Annotated in this window: 16 protein-coding genes and 1 pseudogene; 3 read left to right on the forward strand and 14 right to left on the reverse strand. The window is 32.7% G+C overall.

All coding sequences use genetic code 11. The features are described from left to right. Nucleotides 1-261 precede the first annotated feature (261 nt). Entirely contained in the window at nt 262-2,895 is a 2,634-nt protein-coding gene (locus NLG42_RS11880) for a valine--tRNA ligase (protein WP_257683911.1), read from the forward strand. Between the two features lie 69 nt (nt 2,896-2,964). Here the strand turns inward: NLG42_RS11880 and NLG42_RS11885 are convergent, their stop codons facing one another. The 4 genes from NLG42_RS11885 to NLG42_RS11900 form a co-directional block, all read right to left on the reverse strand. Beyond that, complete coding sequence (locus NLG42_RS11885; protein WP_257683912.1) at nt 2,965-3,825, reverse strand: hypothetical protein; 861 nt, start codon at nt 3,823-3,825, stop codon at nt 2,965-2,967. Between the two features lie 150 nt (nt 3,826-3,975). Continuing rightward, nucleotides 3,976-5,292, reverse strand: coding sequence for an APC family permease (locus NLG42_RS11890; RefSeq protein ID WP_257683913.1), 1,317 nt, complete (start codon nt 5,290-5,292; stop codon nt 3,976-3,978). A gap of 201 nt (nt 5,293-5,493) precedes the next feature. Then, nucleotides 5,494-7,740, reverse strand: coding sequence for a TonB-dependent siderophore receptor (locus tag NLG42_RS11895; protein WP_099719884.1), 2,247 nt, complete (start codon nt 7,738-7,740; stop codon nt 5,494-5,496). A gap of 273 nt (nt 7,741-8,013) precedes the next feature. Next, nucleotides 8,014-8,739: a DUF4198 domain-containing protein gene (locus NLG42_RS11900; protein WP_257683914.1), complete on the reverse strand. Its 726-nt coding sequence runs from the start codon at nt 8,737-8,739 to the stop codon at nt 8,014-8,016. 325 nt (nt 8,740-9,064) lie between these two features. Here NLG42_RS11900 and NLG42_RS11905 point away from each other — a divergent pair, with 325 nt between their 5' ends. Next, complete coding sequence (locus NLG42_RS11905; protein WP_089059784.1) at nt 9,065-10,225, forward strand: MFS transporter; 1,161 nt, start codon at nt 9,065-9,067, stop codon at nt 10,223-10,225. Nucleotides 10,226-10,484: 259 nt separating this feature from the next. On the opposite strand, the gene NLG42_RS11910 is transcribed toward NLG42_RS11905, so the two are convergent. The 10 genes and pseudogenes from NLG42_RS11910 to NLG42_RS24490 form a co-directional block, all read right to left on the reverse strand. Then, a complete protein-coding gene (locus tag NLG42_RS11910) occupies nt 10,485-10,961 on the reverse strand; it encodes a DUF6265 family protein (protein WP_089055217.1) in 477 nt (158 codons plus the stop codon). 285 nt (nt 10,962-11,246) lie between these two features. Further along, nucleotides 11,247-13,550, reverse strand: coding sequence for a type IA DNA topoisomerase (locus NLG42_RS11915; protein WP_089059781.1), 2,304 nt, complete (start codon nt 13,548-13,550; stop codon nt 11,247-11,249). Between the two features lie 207 nt (nt 13,551-13,757). After that, complete coding sequence (locus NLG42_RS11920; protein ID WP_257683915.1) at nt 13,758-14,927, reverse strand: FAD-dependent oxidoreductase; 1,170 nt, start codon at nt 14,925-14,927, stop codon at nt 13,758-13,760. A 30-nt stretch (nt 14,928-14,957) separates the two neighbouring features. After that, nucleotides 14,958-15,713 (reverse strand): helix-turn-helix domain-containing protein, encoded by a 756-nt coding sequence (locus NLG42_RS11925; RefSeq protein WP_257683916.1) that lies wholly within the window; start codon nt 15,711-15,713, stop codon nt 14,958-14,960. Between the two features lie 229 nt (nt 15,714-15,942). Continuing rightward, entirely contained in the window at nt 15,943-16,389 is a 447-nt protein-coding gene (locus tag NLG42_RS11930) for a hypothetical protein (protein WP_257683917.1), read from the reverse strand. 61 nt (nt 16,390-16,450) lie between these two features. Beyond that, nucleotides 16,451-17,530 carry an acyltransferase family protein gene (locus tag NLG42_RS11935; protein WP_257683918.1) on the reverse strand — a complete coding sequence of 360 codons (1,080 nt, stop codon included), beginning with the start codon at nt 17,528-17,530 and terminating at the stop codon, nt 16,451-16,453. Nucleotides 17,531-17,626: 96 nt separating this feature from the next. Further along, the gene (locus NLG42_RS11940; protein WP_257683919.1) at nt 17,627-18,004 is read right to left on the reverse strand and encodes a VOC family protein; all 378 of its coding nucleotides are present in this window, start codon (nt 18,002-18,004) and stop codon (nt 17,627-17,629) included. A 160-nt stretch (nt 18,005-18,164) separates the two neighbouring features. Then, entirely contained in the window at nt 18,165-18,596 is a 432-nt protein-coding gene (locus NLG42_RS11945) for a hypothetical protein (RefSeq protein ID WP_089059775.1), read from the reverse strand. Between the two features lie 150 nt (nt 18,597-18,746). Continuing rightward, nucleotides 18,747-19,397 (reverse strand): hypothetical protein, encoded by a 651-nt coding sequence (locus NLG42_RS11950; RefSeq protein ID WP_089059774.1) that lies wholly within the window; start codon nt 19,395-19,397, stop codon nt 18,747-18,749. 399 nt (nt 19,398-19,796) lie between these two features. Continuing rightward, a pseudogene (locus NLG42_RS24490) lies at nt 19,797-19,934 on the reverse strand (helix-turn-helix domain-containing protein); the annotation flags it as partial. A gap of 213 nt (nt 19,935-20,147) precedes the next feature. On the opposite strand from NLG42_RS24490, the gene NLG42_RS11955 reads away from it, so the two are divergent. After that, nucleotides 20,148-20,486 (forward strand): hypothetical protein, encoded by a 339-nt coding sequence (locus NLG42_RS11955; RefSeq protein WP_099719874.1) that lies wholly within the window; start codon nt 20,148-20,150, stop codon nt 20,484-20,486. Nucleotides 20,487-20,564 lie beyond the last annotated feature (78 nt).

Consider the following 20,564-nt stretch of genomic DNA (forward strand, 5'->3'; position numbering starts at 1 on the left):
TGAAATTATTTTTAATTGTAAGTAAATATACATTCTTTTAATTAACACACAAATTAATAATTCGCTTTTTATAGTGTCTTTAATTATTTACTTTTGCTGTCAGTTATAATTACAAAAATTGAACCATTTTTTGTTTAATTGTTTTAAACGTTAATTCGTTTAATCGATTTATGCTCTGAAAATACGGGCTGCAAAATAAAACAGTTAAACAATTAAACGATTCAACAGTTAAACAAATTAACGATTAAACAACCTATTTAAATGACAATTCCAGCACAATTTGACGCTAAGACGATTGAGAACAAATGGTATGAGTATTGGATGAAAAACAATTATTTTCATTCAGAACCAGATCATAGAACGCCGTATACTATTGTAATCCCGCCTCCAAACGTCACTGGTGTCTTGCATATGGGACATATGCTGAATAATACTATTCAGGATGTTTTAATTCGTAGAGCACGTTTAAAAGGTTTCAACGCCTGCTGGGTTCCGGGAACGGATCACGCATCGATTGCTACAGAAGCAAAAGTTGTAGCAAAATTAAAAGCAGAAGGAATCAATAAAAATGATTTAACTCGTGAAGAATTCCTAAAACATGCTTGGGAATGGACAGATAAATATGGAGGAACAATCCTTGAGCAGCTTAAAAAATTAGGTGCTTCATGCGATTGGGAACGTACTAAATTTACTATGGATCCAGATATGTCTGCATCTGTAATTAAATCGTTTGTAGATTTATACAACAAAGGATTAATCTACAGAGGATACCGAATGGTAAACTGGGATCCAGAAGCTAAAACAACTTTATCTGACGAAGAAGTTATTTACGAAGAACAACAAGGAAAATTATTTTTCTTAAAATATAAAATTGAAGGTTCAGAAGATTTCTTAACTATTGCAACAACGCGTCCTGAAACTATTTTTGGAGATACTGCAATTTGTATCAATCCAAACGATGAGCGTTTTGCACATTTAAAAGGGAAGAAAGCTATAGTGCCAATTTGTGGTCGCGTTATTCCAATTATCGAAGACGAATATGTTGATGTTGAATTTGGAACAGGATGTTTAAAAGTGACTCCTGCTCACGATATGAACGATAAAACGTTAGGAGAAAAACACAATCTTGAAATCGTTGATATTTTTAATGAAGATGCTACATTAAATAGTTTTGGATTGCATTATCAAGGAAAAGACCGTTTTGTGGTTCGTACCGAAATTGCAAAAGAATTAGAAGAAATTGGAGCTTTGGCGAAGACCGAAATCCACTTGAACAAAGTAGGAACTTCTGAAAGAACCAAAGCCGTAATCGAGCCAAGATTATCTGATCAATGGTTTTTGAAAATGGAAGATCTAGTAAAACCTGCAATTAAATCTGTTTTAGTTGACGGTGATATTAAATTACATCCAAAACGTTTTGAGAATACGTATGCACACTGGTTAAACAATATTCGCGATTGGAATATTTCTCGCCAATTATGGTGGGGACAACAAATTCCGGCTTACTATTATGGAGACGGAAAAGAAGATTTCGTAGTTGCTGAAAATATTGAAGACGCATTAGTTTTAGCACAGCAAAAAACTTCAAACCTGAAACTTGAAACAAAAGATTTAAAGCAAGATGTTGATGCATTAGATACTTGGTTTTCATCTTGGTTATGGCCGATGTCAGTTTTTGGCGGAATCATGGATCCTGAAAGTGCAGATTATAAATATTATTATCCAACAAATGACTTGGTTACAGGTCCGGATATTTTATTTTTCTGGGTTGCTAGAATGATCATTGCAGGTTACGAATACGCAGGTGAAAAACCATTTACAAACGTATATTTAACAGGTTTAGTTCGTGATAAACAACGTCGTAAAATGTCTAAATCATTAGGGAATTCTCCTGATCCTTTAGATTTGATCGATAAATTTGGTGCAGATGGTGTTCGTGTAGGATTGCTTTTAAGTGCTTCTGCAGGAAACGATATTATGTTTGACGAAGAATTGTGTAATCAAGGAAAAGGTTTCTCTAATAAGATTTGGAATGCTTTCAAATTGATTAAAGGTTGGGAAGTTTCAGAAACTATCGCTCAGCCAGAATCTTCAAAAGTGGCAATCGAATGGTACGAAGCAAAATTGCAGCAAACTTTAGTTGACATTGAAGATAATTTTGAGAAATACAGAATTTCAGATTCATTGATGGCCATTTACAAATTGGTTTGGGATGATTTCTGTTCTTGGTTCTTAGAAATGATCAAACCTGCATACCAACAGCCAATTGATAAAACAACATTTGATAAAGCAATCGAAATGTTAGAAAGTAATTTGAAATTACTTCACCCATTTATGCCTTTCTTAACGGAAGAAATTTGGCAGTTAATTGCCGAAAGAACTCCGGAAGAAGCCTTAATCGTTTCAACTTGGCCAGAATTAAAGCCTTTTGACGCTAAATTAATTGCTGATTTTGAAAATTCAATTGAAGTAATTTCTGGAATTAGAACTATTCGTAAAGACAAAAATATTCCGTTTAAAGATGCAATCGAATTAAAAGGAATAAATAGTGAAAATGTTTCTATTTACTTTGATTCAGTTGTAACGAAATTAGGAAACGTTTCTGTTTTCGAATATGTTTCTGAAAAAGTAGACGGCGCATTATCTTTCCGTGTAAAATCAAATGAATATTTCATTCCGATTACAGGAAATATTGATGTTGAAGCAGAAATTGCAAAACTGACAGAAGAGTTGAATTATACAAAAGGATTTTTGAAATCTGTAGAAGCAAAACTTTCTAATGAAAAATTTGTAAACGGAGCTCCAGAAAAAGTCCTAAACATAGAGAAACAAAAACAAGCCGATGCTTTAGCAAAAATTGCGACAATCGAGCAGAGTTTGGCTGGTTTGAAATAAAAAGAAATCTCCTTTATAAAAAAAATCCCAATACTGAAGTTTTTCAGGATTGGGATTTCTTATTTTATATTAATAATAAGTATAATTTTTTTCAATGAGATAGAGAATTTCGTTGCTGCGGTTATAATGGTAACGTTTTTCTTTAGGATAGCCGTCTGTATTGAGATCATAACTATAACGGTTAGCTTCGGTAAAAATTCCATTTATTTTTTCACTAGAAAAAGTTATATTATTAGAATTGCTAATGTCTTTAATATCAAAATGTCTATTAAAAACATTTTCAAATGAATCTGTAAAATACAATTTATCGAATCCTGTAATGTTTTTATATATAGATGGTTTTGTGTCATACTCGTAATTGTAAGTTGACGTAAGTGAACCTTGTGAGTTGAATTTTTCTCTTTTTAAAATGTTACCGTTATCGAAATATATTTTTACTTTAGAAGTAGAGTCACTTAGTACCCAATCATTATTAAAATAAGTATAAATATAAATGTCTGCAAGATTTTCGGAGATGTAATTATATACGTACTTAGTTTGGTTCATTGCGGGGAAAATAGTCCCGCTATTTGTGTTTTTGAAAATAGCAGTTTTTAGCTTGTTATTCTCATAAGTGTATTCTGTGCTAACATATAGTTGATCATTTATGTAACCATCTTGCTGGGTGATTAAATCTCCTGTATAGCTATAGGTTATTTTTAAAAGACCAACATTAGTACCAACTGTTGTCGCTTCTTTGATTTTAAAACCATTATAAGTAAATGTTATTACTTGACCACTTGAAGGGTTTATCTCCAGAATTGATTTGACTAGAAGCTTCGTATTTTCTTTTACCGGTTCTTTTGGATCTATTGGTTCTTTTATTTCATTTTCTGAACAAGAAGTGACGATTAATAATAATAATCCAATTAGAGGTTTTAGTTTATTCATTTAGAATTTGTTTTAAGAAAATTAGATATTAATTATTTCAAGTGAATAAAAACAACTGTAAATCTGACAAATGTAATTAAAAAGTAAAATGAAAAAATGACGTTTTATTTGATGAAGCTTATCTTGCGAGTTCTATTTCGGGTGTTTTGTTTATTTTTTATTTCTTGTCAAAACTAGAAACAAAGGATAAGAAACGACCGTAATACCAACAATTATAATAAAGCTTTTAGGATCGCTGTAAATAAAACCTGCAAGTAATGCGATAGAAAATACAATCGCAATTATCGTTGTCCAAGGATACCAAAAAGAGCGGTAAGGTCTTGGCAGATCAGGTTCTTTTGTTCTTAATTTTAAAAGAGAAAAATAAGCCAATCCCCAAACAATAATCGAGATAAAAGCGGCAAAAGAAAACAACACTTCAAATGAGCCTATGCATATTAAAAATAAACTGAAAAGTGATGAAACTAAAAGCGCAACAATAGGAGTTCCGCCTTTGTTTACCTGCGTTCCTTTTTCAATAAAAAATCCATCACGACTTAATCCGTAAAGAATCCTTGGCGGAATCATCATAAAAGCATTTAAGATGCTGATTAGAGAAAAAATAGAAATCACCGTAACGATTACAGCGCCATTTTCTCCAAAAAGAATTTTAGCAACATCGGCAGCAGCGAGATTTGATTTGGCTAAAGTTTCAATTGGCAGAACATGAAAAAAAGCTGCATTTACTAAAACATAAATTGACATAACTAACAAAACACCGCTGTACAATGATCTAGGAATATTTTTGCTTGGATCATCGTTTTCTTCAGCAAAAAAACAAACGCTGTTCCAGCCATTATAAGTGCCAATGATAAGTTGCAAGGATTTGAAAAAACCGAAAATTAAACCAATTTGAAAAAAAGAACTATCCGTTTTTATCGGTGCAGTTTCAATACCAGAATACATAAAACAGGCCACTACTAAAGCAACAAAACAGATCACTTTAAGTAAGCTTGTAATCTGCTGAATAACACTTCCGTTTTTTACACCGCTTAAATGTATTAGTACAAAAGCAAGTAGTAAGGAAATTGCCATTACTGCAGCGTAGTTTGCAAGCGAAGGAAATAGAATAATAATATATTCGCTGATTACAATGCAATAAAAAGCGGGTGGAATAACATTTGTAATATAATCGAACCATCCAGACAAAAAACCTGCATATTCTCCAAAAGCTCTTTTAATATAATTATAAGAACCGCCTGCTTTTGGTAACATAGTTGCAAGCTCTGCATACGAATTGGCGCCCAGTAAAACATATAAACCTCCAAAAAGCCATGAAGCAATTATAAGCCAGTAATTACTAAGCATTTCGGCAATAGTTCCAGGTGTTCGTAAAATACCAACTCCAATCGTGCCTCCAATTAATACCGCAATATTAAAACTTAGACCTAAACTCTTTTGCAATTGATTTTTTTTGAAATCTGACATATTTGGATTTTTTGTTTTGTGGAATAAGAGGTATCTGCTGAGCAAAAGTAATACAATTAGAACGTTTCCTTATTTATAGAAATAAAAAACCTTATCTAGTTGCAGATAAGGTTCGTGTATTAAAAAACCAAAACTCTTTCTGTTTTTCAAAAAATGAAAAGGCAGAAAAAGCTTTGGTTCATTATAATCTAATTCAAATTTTTAGAATTTGTAACGCAAACTTGTCATAATTTGACGAGGTGCGATTGGATTCACACTATAGTTTTCGTGAACTGTATAATTCAACTCATTTGTTATGTTTGATAATTTACATAAAATTGAGATTTTTCTCCAAGTATATCCAGCAGATACATCAATTGTAGTGTAACCTTCTAGAGGAATTTCTCTGTCGTTTATAGTTTGTACTCCAGTTTTAGGATCAATTACAACTAAATTATTCCATCCTCCAATTCTTTTACCAATGTAATTTCCGATTGCTCCAAAAGAAACACCTTTTAATAAACCATCTTGAAGTGTGTAAAAGAAACTTAAGTTTGCAGTATTTGCAGGAGTTCTAGCCAAACGATCACCTTCGATAAAACTACCGTTTAAACCTGAAGTTTTGCTGTAACGCATATCATTGTAGCTGTAACCAGCAATAATATTTAAACCATCAACTGGTCTTGCAGTAACGTCGATTTCAATACCTTTACTTTTAGTTTCACCGCTTAATACTTTTACGTTTGTATCTGTATTAGGAGTTCCGTCAGCTTTAAATTCAGCAGTTTGAGCTAAATTACTGTTTGTGATTTGATAAAGTGTAACGTTTGTACTTAATAAACCTCTCCAGAAATCTTTTTTAATACCCACCTCATATTGGTCAATGATAGATGGTTTGATAGCTTCACCATCAACAGTTGTTCCTGTATTTGGAGTAAATGAGTTTGCATAACTTGCAAATAATGAAGTGTTTTTTGTAGGCTGATAAACTAAACCAACTTTAGGAGAAAAAGCAGCATCTGTCAATTTTTGTCCTTTAGTTATTGTAGCTTTAGTGTAATCAGTTGTTTCAGCTTGAGTTTCTTGCCATGACCAACGTAATCCTGCTAAAACTTTAAATTGCTCTGAAATAGAAATTAAATCTTGAGCATAAATTCCAAAACGGTTTGAATCCGTATTTACAAGTCTTGTAGCATTTGCATTTGGAATATCCATACGCTGTCCGTCATAAATAAGATCGTAAATGTTTACACGGTCGTATGCATTAACAATGTATTTTCCTTTAGCATCTTTTACTGCTTTTTCGTCAAAAGCATAAGTATAAGCTTGAGTGAATGAGTTTTCTAAATCAACACCTGTAAAAATTTGGTGTTTAACTTTTCCAGTATGAAAAATCCCTTGTAAGCTTAATTGCTCACCAATGATTTGCTCAAAGTTTTGATTTTGTCCTAATGGGCGAATATAATCACCATTTACATAATTTGGAATTGTTGTGTCGATAGATACACGCTCAGTTCCTTTAGAAGTTCTTTTGTAATTTTGGAATGACGTATTGAAATTAAGTTTCCAGTTGTCATTAAAATTATGATTAACTAAAGCCGAAACACTTGCTTGATTTGTCTTTCCATAAGACCAAAGTGCTCCTAAATATTTGTTTCTTGGTACATCAGCAATTTCTTTTCCAATTATTCCTGTTCCAAAATCTGGAGTCCAGTCGTAGCTTAAATAATCACCTTGAAGTGTAATTTGAGTTTTATCGCTCAACTTAAATAAAAATGAAGGATTTAAGTAGTAACGCTCATTTTTTACAACATCTCTAAAACTCTCTGAGTTTTCGTAAGAACCAGTAAAACGGTAAGCAATATAACTATTTAAAGGGCCGTAAATATCAATAGAAGGCTTATAGTAAGAGAAACTTCCAATTTGCATAGAAACCTCTCCGCCTTTAGTAAATTGAGGAGTTTTAGTTACCATGTTTAAAATCCCACCTGGAGCAACGTTTCCGTATAATAAAGCAGCACTACCTTTTAAAAATTCTACTTTTTCTAATGAAGAAACTTCAGGCATAGATCCGCTGCTAAAACGGAATCCGTTTTTAAACATATTGTTTGCACCCATGTCGTAACCTCTTGAAAAGAATGATTCTTGAGCACCACCACGAGCAGAACCTACGTAAACACCGTTCATGTTTTTAACAACTTCACTCAATCTAATTGCTTGCTGTTGTGCAATTATATCGCTGCCGATAATTTGAACACTTTGAGGCAAGTCCATAACCTTAATACCAGAACGTGCAGCTTCAATAGGTTTTTTAGGCTTATTTGTTGTTATTAAAACTTCATTAAGAATTTCTCCTTTTTTATTTTTTACCGTATCATTAAGAGTTGTGGTATTGTCGGCACTTGAATAATCTTGACTATAAGACGCTAAACTAATCAAGGATAAAGCGAGTAGTAAGTTATATTTCATTTTACTTATTTAGATTTAATAAAAATAATTTTTTGCAAATATAACACCGCATAAAGTCTTTAACAAAATTTTTAGAGGTGTTTTATCGCTTAAAATATTCTTAGTTTTATCTTAAGATTGTCTTAAGAAGTTTTAATGTTGATTTAATTTTATTATAAGGTTGTTCTAATGTTATTTTAATGTTGACGGTTCAACACTAAAAAAAACCTTGCTCAAAAGAACAAGGTTTCATGAAGATAAACTTCGTGATTTGATCTAAAAAAAGATTGAAAATTATTTAACCGTGATTAAGTAAGTAGCCATTTTCCAGATTTCATCGTATTTTTTGCCATTGTGTTCACCAGCAGCTTTTTCAGTATAAGCAAATTCTACCATATAATTTCCAGACCAGATTGGCGTAAACGAAAACTCGCCTTTGTCATTTGTCCATAATTCTTTTTCCCAGCCATTTGGAGCGATAACTTTTATTTTTTGCTCCTTTGCAACTGTACCATCATATAAAGCCACACCATTTATTTTTGCATCTTTTTTTGTACTGTCGGCATTTTCACTAAATACGCTGATTACATTTTTGTTGGCAGAAGCAGAATTTCCTGCAGTTTTATTTCCAACAACAACAGTTGCGCTTGAGTTGTAATCAAGAACCATAGTTCCGTAAACATCTTTTACCTTATGATGCATTACAACCGTGTAAACTCCGTCTTCATCAGGAGTAAAAAAAGCTTGATATTTATTGTCTAAAGCTTTTGCAGTAAGTTTTGTTTCTTTTTTTGAAGGAGAAACCAATATTAAGCTAAAATCTTTTAAATCAGAAAACCATTTGTCCGCTTTTGTAATCTCATTATCTGAAAATTCTCCAAAGTAAACCGAGATTTCTTGCGCTTTGCCTTTTGTTCCAGCAGCTTTAGTTTCAATCCAAAGAGCGTGAGCAAAAAGTTGAGGCGCAGCAAAAAATGCTAAAAATAAAAATGTTATTGTTTTTAAAGTATTTGATTTCATATGATCAAGATTAATTTATTAAGTATGATAATGGTACAAACTTAAAGTTTATTTAGAACAATTAAAAATAAAAGTAAAAATCTTTAAAGCTAATTCTTATTTGGCTTGTTAAAACCTTGATTTTACTTGGTGTTTGTAAATGAAACGCATTTAAGCATTTTTTGTTTTTTATGTATTTAAAGTCATTATTTATTATTAAAATGAAAAGTTGCTGTTATATTTTTGAAGGTAAAACAGTTGAATTGGTATTTTGTAAATAGAAAAAGCAAAAAGGGTCGCAGTTCCTTTTAAAAAGCCCTAATTTTGCGATCTGAAAAAAGCCTTCATGATTTTACCATTCTTTAAAAAAATTCAAAATACACCTAGAGGATATCGTATCGCCAATACCGTATTTTTTTTCCTTTCAGGTTTTGGATATTCTTCTTGGGTTTCTAGAATTCCGCATATACAAGCACAATTACATTTATCTGAAGCCGAATTTGGAGCAGTTTTGTTCGCATTTCCAATTGGATTAATGCTGACAATGCCTTTTACAGGAAGATTGCTCAATAAATACAGCAGTCGATACATTATGCTTTTGGGAGCTATCATGTTCAATATTGTATTATCACTTCCAGGATTGGTTGCGTTTGTCTGGCAGCTGGTTTTTGTACTTTTAATTTTTGGAGCTTCACGTAATATTTTTAATTTATCCATAAATGCACAATCTTTAGAGGTTCAAAAATTATATCCCAAATCGATCATAACTCGTTTTCATGCCGTTTGGAGTATTGCCGTTTTTACAGGTGCAGGTTTAGGTTATGTTATGGTAACGCAGCAAATTGCGCCATCGCATCACTTGTTAGGAGTAAGCGTTTTTATGATGGCGCTGACAGCTTGTTTTTATCCAATGAGTATTCATAATGAACCCGTTCCAGTAAAAAAGAAGTTCTTTTCGATGCCCGAAAAAAATCTGGTAAAATTTGCCTTGATTTGCTTTGTTTCAATGGCCTGCGAAAATACAATGTACGATTGGAGCGGAATTTATTTCGAAAATATACTAAAAGCTTCGCCAAAGTTAACCAGTGCAGCATTTGTCTTTTTTGCAACAGCCGTAACTTTAGGACGCTTGTTTGGTGATTATGGTGTAATGAAATTTGGTACCAAACGAATTCTGTTTTACAGCGGCGTTTTAATCACAGTAGGATTTGGAATCTGCTTTATTCTGCCGTACGCTTATCCAACTATTTTTGGTTATGTTTTAATTGGTTTTGGAGTGTCCTGTGTAGTTCCGCTTGTGTTTAGTATTGCCGGAAGATCATCAACATTAAGCAGCGGTTCAGCTTTAACATCAATATCTACAATTGGTTATCTCGGATTTTTATTAGTGCCGCCAATGGTTGGTTTTATCTCCGAATATCTAAGTATGAAATGGGCCTTTTTAGTAATGGCACTTTTAGGAATACTTATGATTTTTATGGTCAATAAGATAGGGGAGAACGAGTAGGTTTTTTGAAGGTACTGAGATTCTAAGTCGGTAAGAGACTGAGGTTTTTTGATGCAAAGGCACTAAGTTTTTTATTTTTTTTAGATTCTATAAAAATGAATAGCGTCCAGCTTTAGCTGGATGTAAATAGTAAAATTTAGAGTAGAGGCTTTAGCCAAAATTTATTTGTTTTTGGCTAAACCTAACAGGCTTTCAAAACCTGTTAGGTTTTTGTTGAGTATCATAAAGTTGTAAATCAAATCTTCGATTCACATAGAACTTATTTCTTCGTCATAACAAACTTCTCTGAACTTGGTTTTCCATTCAAGTTTCCAGAAATTTCAGCAGTTAAAGTATTGTCTGCACCTTTTGTATAAGTGATTTTTTGAGGATAATCGTGTTTAGCGTTTTCAAAAACCAATTGTTTGTCAGACTCTAAAGTTGATGCAAAAGAAACTGGTTTGTCATCATTTTGCCCTTTTACAGTTGCTTTATACGTTAAAGTTTCTCCAAGTTGTGCCAAAATAATAGATTCAAAATGGATAGTGTCTTTACCTTTTATAAAATAAGAGGAAGCGCTGAAAGTACTATCGTTTAATTTTTGCCAGTTTTCAGTAAGAACACCGTCAGTCGATTTGTTTTCCCAGTTGCCAATAAGCCAGTCGGCAATTTTGATTTTATCTTTTTCTACAGATTCCTTTTTTTGACAAGAAACAGCTGTTATAACAAGTGCTAAAAGAGTAATTTTCTGAAACATATTTATGAGTTTTGATTGCACTAAAGTATGAAAAAAATTGATGCCACGAATTACACGAATTTTCACGAATTAATTTTTAAAAAATTGGAAATGTTTTGCCACCGATTAAAAGGATTAAAATGATTTTGTTTCATGCAGATTTATTTTTGATTCTGTGTTAAATAATCTTCGATTATCTGCTTAAATCTTTTTAAATCTGCGTAAAAATCAATTCGTGAAAATTCGTGGCAACATACACACAAAGTAAAGAATCATTCAAATCCTTTTAATCAGTGGCTAAAAAAACTAAACGCTTTCCTGTAAAATAGAATAAACCAATTCTTTAGTAGGTTTTTGATCTTTTAGTTTGGCGCGAACTTCATCAAAAGTCACTTTAAAATCACAACCCGATTTATATTCAGCGCAGCCGTAAGCCGTTTTTCCCTTTAAGATTGTTCCTTTTTTACATTTCGGACAGGTTAAAGAATCAGATGATTCATTTGTTGTCTGTTTAGCTTGAGTTTTCTTAGGTTCTAGTTTTAGTTTGAAATTTTCTTCAAAACGAATCAAACCTTCAACAGTTCCAGAATCTGTCTTAAAGCCTTTTATATTTACGGTTGAACCTTTTTGAAGCAGTCTTAAGTATTGACTTTCGGTAATTTTTTTATCTGCAAAAACATTAGGCAGGACAAAATCGCAGCCAGATTTATACTCGCTGCATCCAAAAGCTGATTTTCCTTTGATAAAATTTCCTTTTTTACATTTCGGACAGGTTTCAGACAAAATACCAGCGGCTTTCTTTTTTTCTGCTTTAACAACAGGTTTCTGGATTGTTGCAGCATGCGAAATATTGGCATGTTTGGTTTCGCTTCGTACTTCATAGACTAAAGCTTCAACCATGCGTTTCATGTTTTTTATAAAAGCTGCGGCAGTAAAACTGCCTTTTTCAATGTCTTTCAACTGTTTTTCCCAAGAACCAGTAAGTTCTGCCGATTTTATCAGTTCATTCTGAATTGTATCAATCAACTGAATTCCTGTTATAGTTGGTAAAACTTGTTTTTTATTTCGAACAATATATTGACGTTTAAAAAGCGTTTCGATAATATTCGCTCGTGTTGACGGACGACCAATACCGTTTTCTTTCATCAATTCGCGCAAATCTTCATCGTCAACTTGTTTTCCTGCTGTTTCCATGGCGCGCAGTAAAGTAGCTTCGGTAAAATGATTGGGCGGTTTGGTTTCTTTTTGCAGAAACGAAGGTTCGTGCGGACCTTTTTCGCCCACAACAAAACTTGGCAGTAAATCGGCTTCTTTTTCTTTTGCATTTGGATCTTCAAAAACAACTCGAAATCCTTTTTTTAAGATTTCTTTCCCTGTTGCTTTAAAAGTTACATCAGCAGCTTTTCCAATAACTGTAGTATTTGCAACTAAACAATCATCATAGAAAACGGCAATAAAACGCTTTGTAATAATATCATAAACTTGCTGCTGATTGTATTGCAAATTAATTTCTATTCCAGTTGGAATAATAGCGTGGTGATCTGTTACTTTTTTATCGTTGAAAACCTTAGGCGATTTCTTTATTTTTTTGCCTAAAAGCGGTTGTGTCAGTTCTGCGTAATGCGTTAATTTTTGCAAAATCCCAGTTACTTTCGGATAAATATCTCCAGGCAGAAAAGTCGTATCAACTCTTGGATATGTAATGGCTTTTTGTTCGTATAAAGACTGCGCAATTTTAAGCGTTTCTTCTGCCGAAAATCCAAACTTTTGATTGCAATAAACTTGTAAACCAGTCAAATCAAAAAGTTTTGGTGCATATTCGTTTCCGTTCTTTTTGTCAACAGAAACAATTTCGAAATCACTTTCTTTGACTTTCTCGGCTAGAATTTCACCATCTTCTTTTTTCAGAAAACGACCTTCTTCATAACTAAAAAGCGTTTCTCTATATAGAGTCTGTAATTCCCAATATGGCTGAGGTTTAAAGTTTTCGATTTCTTTAAATCGATCTACAACCATTGCTAATGTTGGCGTTTGCACGCGTCCAATAGACAAAACTTGTTTGTAACCGCCATGTTTTACAGTATACAAACGAGTGGCATTCATACCAAGCAGCCAATCGCCAATTGCTCTTGAAAATCCAGCGTAGAATAAATTATCGTAGTTTTCAGAAGGTTTTAAGTTGTCAAAACCCTCTTTTATCGCTTCGGTAGTAAGAGATGAAATCCATAGACGTTGTATTTCGCCTTTATAATTTGCTTCGTTCATTACCCAGCGCTGAATTAATTCTCCTTCTTGCCCGGCATCCCCGCAGTTTATAACCAATTCGGCTTTGTCAAAAAGGCTTTTTATAATTTTAAACTGCTTTTGGATTCCTGAATTCTGAACTACTTTGGTTTCAAATTTCTCAGGAAGCATTGGCAGATTGTTCAAATCCCAGCTTTTCCAGTGCGGTTTATAATCGTTAGGTTCTTTTAAGGTGCATAAATGTCCAAAAGTATAGGTCACAGCATAACCATTGCCTTCGTAATACCCGTCGTGTTTGGTATTGGCACCCAAAACGGATGCGATTTCACGTGCTACACTTGGTTTCTCAGCAATACAGACCTTCATTTTTCTCCTTCTTATTTGAAGGCGCAAATTAAGAATTTAGAAATTGGTATTGAAATTTTTTGCCACAAAGGCGTAAAGACACCAAGCTTTTTTATTGGTTAACTTTAAAACGAGGTGACTTTGCAGTTAAATTTCCCGTTGATATTGGAAAGTTTATTGTTTTAACCTCAATACCTTAGAATCTCAGCCTCTCAGAACCTTAGCATCTTAGACTCTTAGTTCCTCAGAGAAAAAATTCAACATCATTTTCAAGGCATTTTCCGAATGCATTTTATCGCCATTTTCAAGAGATTCCTGTGCCGCTTTAGAAGCTCTTTCACGCATATTCAATTCATAAAACGAAATGGCTTCTTGCAAGGTATTGTATTTATTAGAAGTTAAAGATTCACTTAATTCCAAAGCATCAAGCATCGCCATATTGGCGCCTTCGCCTGCAAATGGTGGCATTACATGAGCAGCATCACCTATAATTGTGGCATTTGGCAAAGCTTCCCAAGTTTGATTTAAAGGCATACAATAAATTGGTCTTGAAATAAATGGCGTTGTGACATTTTCGAATAATTCGTACCAAATCGTACTCCATTCTGGATATTCATTTTTGAACCAATTTAGTATTTGTGTTTTATCCGAATAATCTAAACCACTGTCAGCAGTCCAGTTTTCATTTGCTCTAAAGCTGGCATAAAAACCAAGATCTCCGCCGCCTTTTTGTCCAAGTAATATATTTTTGTTATTCCCAAAAGCCATAATTTTACCGCCTTTGCATAATGAATCAATGTTAGGAACTGCTTTTTGAGAATCATAAACATTGCCTTCAAGCATGGTTATGCCCGAGTAAATGGCTTTGATATTTGTAATATAAGGACGTATTTTAGAGTTTGCTCCATCAGAACCTATAACAACATCTGCGTAAGCAGACGAACCATTTTTAAAATGGAGCAGCCAACCGTTATTCTGTTTTTCCATCGAATCAAAATGACTGTTCCAAATTACCGTTTCGGGTTGTAAAGATTCTAGCAATATTTTTCGTAAAGTACCGCGATCAATTTCAGGACGAAAATATTCATTGTCAAAATCTTCCTCACGATTGGTATCATGGTCACTAAAAAATATAGCAGCCTGCTCATTTACGATAAGAGTTTTATCGGCACCAGGAAGAAAATTGGTTTTAAATTCTTCAAACAAATCAGCCTTTCGGATTGCAGCAAGTCCAGAATCATTATGTAAATCGAGCAGCGAACCTTGTACTCTTGCATTTTTATTCAAATCTCTTTCATAAACCTTTACATTCACGTTTTGCAGTTGTAAAAGTCTTGCCAATGTCAGTCCTCCGGGACCGCCGCCAATAATGGCAACTTGTTTATTTTGTAGTAACATCTCGTATAGTTTTAGTAATACGAGGCAAAATTATTGTTGTTTCAAGACAGATAATAGTATAAATCGGTCATCTTTATTTTTTAATAATTCGCTGGGAACAACGCCCGAGAATTTTTTAATTTCTTTGATAAAATGAGTTTGATCGGTAAAGTTTAATTCGGGAAATAGTCTGCCTTTTGCAATATGCTGTAAAGAAGCTTTGAAACGTAGAATTTTGCAAAAAGCGTTCAAAGAAAGTCCAAATTGCTTATTAAAATAGCGGTTAATTTCTCGGCTGTTCCAAGCTATTTTTTCCGAAAGTTCTTTCACTTTTATTTCACCATTTGCAGCGTATATAAGTTCAAAAATTAGACGTTTTCTTTCGTCTATTGTTTTTGGTAAAAGGTTCTTTAACTGTACAGTTATTTTTTGCTGAAAAGCTTCAAAATCTTTCAAATCATCAGGAGTAATATTCCAGAAATCTGTGGGCATATTTTTTGCACTGTTTAGAATATCGGCAATCGAAGTCTGCAAAAGATACTCTACACCAAGCGGTTTAAAACTCACTTTAAACGCAATTGTGTGTGGCGGAATAACTCTTTCTTCGGGTATTGTTTCTAAGCCAATTAATACAATCTGAAAAGGCGCTTGATCGGATTGCAGAAAAAACAAATCGACTCTTCCGTCTGGCATTAAAACGACTTCTTTTGCTTTATCTGACGGATTGCAGAACATACCAATGTTTTCTACAAAGTCAGCAAGCGGCTTTTCTGGCAAAAGAAAATTATAATAGAAGTCGTTACTCATACGAAATAAGTGTTTTATCACGAAAATACAAAACTACTTAACTTAGCTGTTGTTTATAGTTGTTTTTTAACACATAGAAACATAGATTTTAGGTGTAAAAAAGAAGGTGAAAGAGAAAAATATTTCTTTCACATAGTAAGTTATGTATAAAAATAAATAATTAAAACGTGTTTTTATGAGATTAAAATTGATGTAGAAATTACTGTTTAGTAGATCTTTCTTTGAATAATTAATTCAGTACATGAGATCTAATAGAAGCAATGATTTCTTGGTAATTCTCAAAAGAATCTGGGCTGATTAATATTTTTTTTCCGTCTTTGAGAATCACTATGCTTTCAAAATAACCTGAAGTTATTTGACCTGCTTTTCCAGACATTCCTTGAACCCTTATAGTATCTAGATTTGCTACTAATGAATAAGGAATAAAAGTCTCTTTTTTTGAGACAAAATTTATTTTTGTTATACCTTCTTCTGAAACAATAATTTCATTAATTGTTCGAAGATTAATAACTTGAAAAAAGATACTAACAGTGAAAAATAGAAAAAATAATATAATTGTTTCATAAACTCCACTAACGACTTTATCATAGAAAATTAAAAAACAAAAACAAGTAAAGAGAAAAAGGCTGTTTTTTCTAATTAAATATAAGGGTCTAAATTTTGAATGTACTTTCATGTTTTAAGCAAAGAAATTCATAACGATTTATAGAAAGTGGATCATACAAGTTTCTTTAAAATTAAACTTTCTTTCTTCTATCAGTAAGATATTTTCTAATTGGAGTATCATACAAAACCATTGTCAAATAAGCGAAACCAAGCAAAAGTGCTGTTCCTGCAATTATAATCAAAGTCAGCTCGCCAACTGCGGGTTTGTATTTGGTGTAATAACCTGCAAAAATCCACATTACAGCATAATGAGTGATGTATAAAGGATAAGATATTTTTCCGAAGAAAACGCAAATTTTTCTAAAACCTTCTGTTAATGAAGCTCCAGCGCCCAATGCAATCAATAAAGGGAAATACAGTAAAACTACTAATGGTTCTGTAAGCCAGTTCCAACCAGAAAACGGCATTACAAATGTTAACAGCAATAATACAGATAACCCAATAAATCCAAGTTTTGATTTAATAATCCAGTTTGAACGGTAAATGAGCATTCCTGCTAAAAAAGAAAACGAAATACGAGCGCATCCATCCCAAAAAGTTTCTCCGCTCCATCCGCCCATCAACGAACCTCCCGCGCGATGACTTACAAAACAAATTCCTGCGGCAGCCAAAAGCGTTAGTAAAAAAAGCCATTTACGGCTTAATTTATGAAGGAAAAGCGCGTAAAGAATATTAGCAATATATTCCCAAAATAAAGACCACGCCGGCGCATTTAAACCAAATATATTGAAATAACGATCTGGCATTACAGGAAAAGGAATTAGAAGCATCGAAGTAATAAACAACAAAATTAACTTGCCAGTATCATAAGTTGCCGAATGACCGCTGAAAGGATCAAAAAGAAAGGCAAGAAAACCCAATACAGCACCAAAAACAACTAACGGATGTAATCGTATTAACCTTGATTTAAAAAACTCCTTTATTCCCATTTTGTCAATACGATCGTGATAAGCGTAGGCAATAACAAATCCTGAGAGACAAAAGAAAAAGTCAACGGCCAAAAAACCGTGCGCGATAAAATTTTCGTTGGGAGGATAAACGATTTCCATAAAATGAAAAACTACGATTGCCAAAGCGGCGATTCCTCTTAAGCCGTCTAGGATTTCAAAATGTTGTTTAGTCTTTAAAATTTCGGTATCAGATTTTGTCATGTTAATAGATTCTTTTTTTTCGTGGTTTATAGATTAGATTTTTTTTAGCGTTTGCTTTTAGTAGTAGTTGTGGTGTATTTAAAATTACTTTTTTATTTATTCGCGATTTGGAGTTTTTTGTAAATTAAAAACTGTCCCTGCAGGATCCATAATCCAATGCATGTTTTTTGGAATTTCCTCAATTTCGTCGCAGGTTTCTACGCCGTTTTGTTTTAAATAATCTGTCGCTTTTTCGACATCGGGAACCGTTAATTGAAGCCAAGTTTCAGAATGGGTGTAATTATCTACACAATCCAGCCAAATGACATTATGACCAAATTTAACCGAATGTGTTTTTGAAACGGTCGGATTTGTTATAGCCACTTCTTTTACTTCTAGTTTTAAAATGTCGCGATAAAAAGCTACAGTTTGATCGTATTTTTGCTTCGGAATTTTAATTGCGATATTTATTCCTGCTTCAAAATTTGTTTCCATAATTAAAATAGGTGTTAGAAAGTTACTTGCTAGAACTTGATTTTTTATGAATTTACAATCTCATTCGCAAAGATTGATTTTTTTTGTTAATAAACTAAAAAAAAGCTGCAGAAAATAATTTCCTGCAGCTTTCTTGATAAGCATTTGCTCTTGTATGTTGTTATATCTTAAAAATATCGATTCTTTTCATCCACGGAATTTGCGAATCTAAAAATTGAAGTTTTGTTTTAACAATTTGGTCTGTTTTATCTCTAGGATTTTTGGTTACAAATCTCGCTTTCGAAGTATTGAAATCTAAAGTGTATTTTTCGTCAAGATCTTCTTTTTTATTGCTAGAAAAGGTAACCATATTGTCTTTTGCGCTCCATTTTCCTTTTCCGTATTTGTTAGATTCCGGCGAAGCTGCGCCTTTTATTTTGGAATAGGAATGAAACTCAAAAGTTCCATCGGGATTTAAGCTCAGTTTGTATTCAATTATATGTTGTTTCCCTTCATCCGAAAGTGAACGCGTATAATCGCCTGCAAATTGATTGGATTGTGCGAATAAAATCGAGTTGAAAATAAAAAGTAAGATGCTAAGTATTAGTTTCATTGGTTTTGGAAGTTTTAAAAACGAGTTAAAAAGTTTTTTTAAAAGTAATTCGTTTGCAATGAAAAACCTTACGTAAAGCCGTATTTTTTTATAAAATAATATTGTGGCTCATGAAGCAGTTTTTAAATTCAGGAAGTTATGAAGAACAGTTTATTTAAACGATTTGAAAAAATTGTAGCCCAATAAATATCCTAAATTTTCATTTTGATAACTTATATTGGCTGTGTAAACACAATTGTTTATGTAAGAACTGTAAAACTCTTGCGTAAAAATAAGTTGTTCTGTTTTAGGATGATACAAATGAATCAGGATTTTGTAGAAATCGTATTTACCAAGTTTTACATCGCTTTTTGCCATATCAAACTTTATTCCCTTGCCATTGTATGTTTCCTCGAGGAGTTTAGAAACGAAAACTTTGTATTCTTCAAACGTCATTTTCTTTTTGCCGGCTAATGTCTCATACGAAGCACTGAAAATATTGTATTTATCTTTTTCAAAACTAACCAAAGTAACCACGTCTCGGCTGATGTTTTTTCCTTCAGAACTGTTTTCTTTCATGGCTTGATAACCTTTGTCTTCCAGCTCTTTTGTTCTTTCTTTTGACGTTAATGTAAAGTCAGAAGGAATTTCGATTTGCCAGTCGAACAAATTGCATTTATACTTTCCATCTTCTATTTTTCCGTCTTCCTGCGGCGTGATTATTAATTCGCTTATTTTCGAAGATTTAATTTGTTCTTGTTGGCAAAAGCCAAAAAAAGGAAGAACAGTAAGGAATAAAAAACTGAAGTATATTTTTTTCATGATGTTTGCTGAATGTTTAGTGTATTATTTTTAGAAAAAGGAAGATTGTAAATAGCTGAACAATTAAGTCCCAGCGGGACGATATATTTATAGAATTTTATTATTGCGCATTTATAAAAGCCACAGAGTGGCGACATTTCGCCCTACATAAAAGCATAATTTATGTCGCTCCGCTGGAGCTTTAAAATTTTGGTGTTGTATATTTTGCTATAAATATTGCGCTCCGCTGGAGCTTGAATTTTGCAATTTATAGAAACAGTTTGTAAAGTAGAAATTTGCAGGCTTTATTTTATGAAGCAATTAAGTCCCAGCGGGACGATATATTTATAGGATTTTATTATTGTACATCTATAAAAGCCACAGCGTGGCGACATTGCTTTTTTTAATATAAAAAATAAATTATAAATCTTTAATTAAATCGCTTGGATTTATTTTTAAGGATTGAGCAATTTTAAATAAAGTGCTTATTTTCATTTCCTGAGAGCCTTTTATGTTTTTTCTTAAATTTTCTACATCCATTTTGGCATCATGCGCAACTTCTCTTTGTTTTAATTATTTTTCTTCCATATATGTTCTTTTTAGCTTAGAATTAAAGTAATTTAATTATAGCAAATATATAGGTATTTGTTTGAGGTTTTGTGCTGATGAAAAATTTTTGGAATATTCAGTTGTATGCAACCTATTGTAAACAATCACTTAAAAATAATCTGTTATTTCTAATTTCGTTTCGATATGAAAAGCTAAAAAATTATGGAAGCACAACAATCAGAAGAAACTAAGAAAATTTTAGAATTACTGAATAAAGGAAAAGACTTTAGAAAACTAAAACCAGATTCTGATAATAAAAAATCGTTTACTGTACCGCTAAAAGTATCCTGTTATAACGAACTAAATCTAATGGTTTCAGATTTACTAAAAGCAAGTATTGTTTTACTGAATAGTGAAGTTAGAAGTTTGTCCAGCTTTACAGCAAATACAGATATTAATGTAATGACTTTGCTAGAAATTGCATTACAGCTTTTGCCAGAAACAGAAATGGAGTTATTAGATGATTTGCATAAAATTCATTTGGAATCTGATGTGATGTGACAACATTTTTCGCTGCGTAATCTTTAAAGCTTTTGGGACTAATTTTTCGTTTCATTAGAACTTTTTAAAGGTTGAACG

It is taken from the genome of Flavobacterium plurextorum (assembly GCF_024638035.1).
GTDB lineage: Bacteria > Bacteroidota > Bacteroidia > Flavobacteriales > Flavobacteriaceae > Flavobacterium > Flavobacterium plurextorum.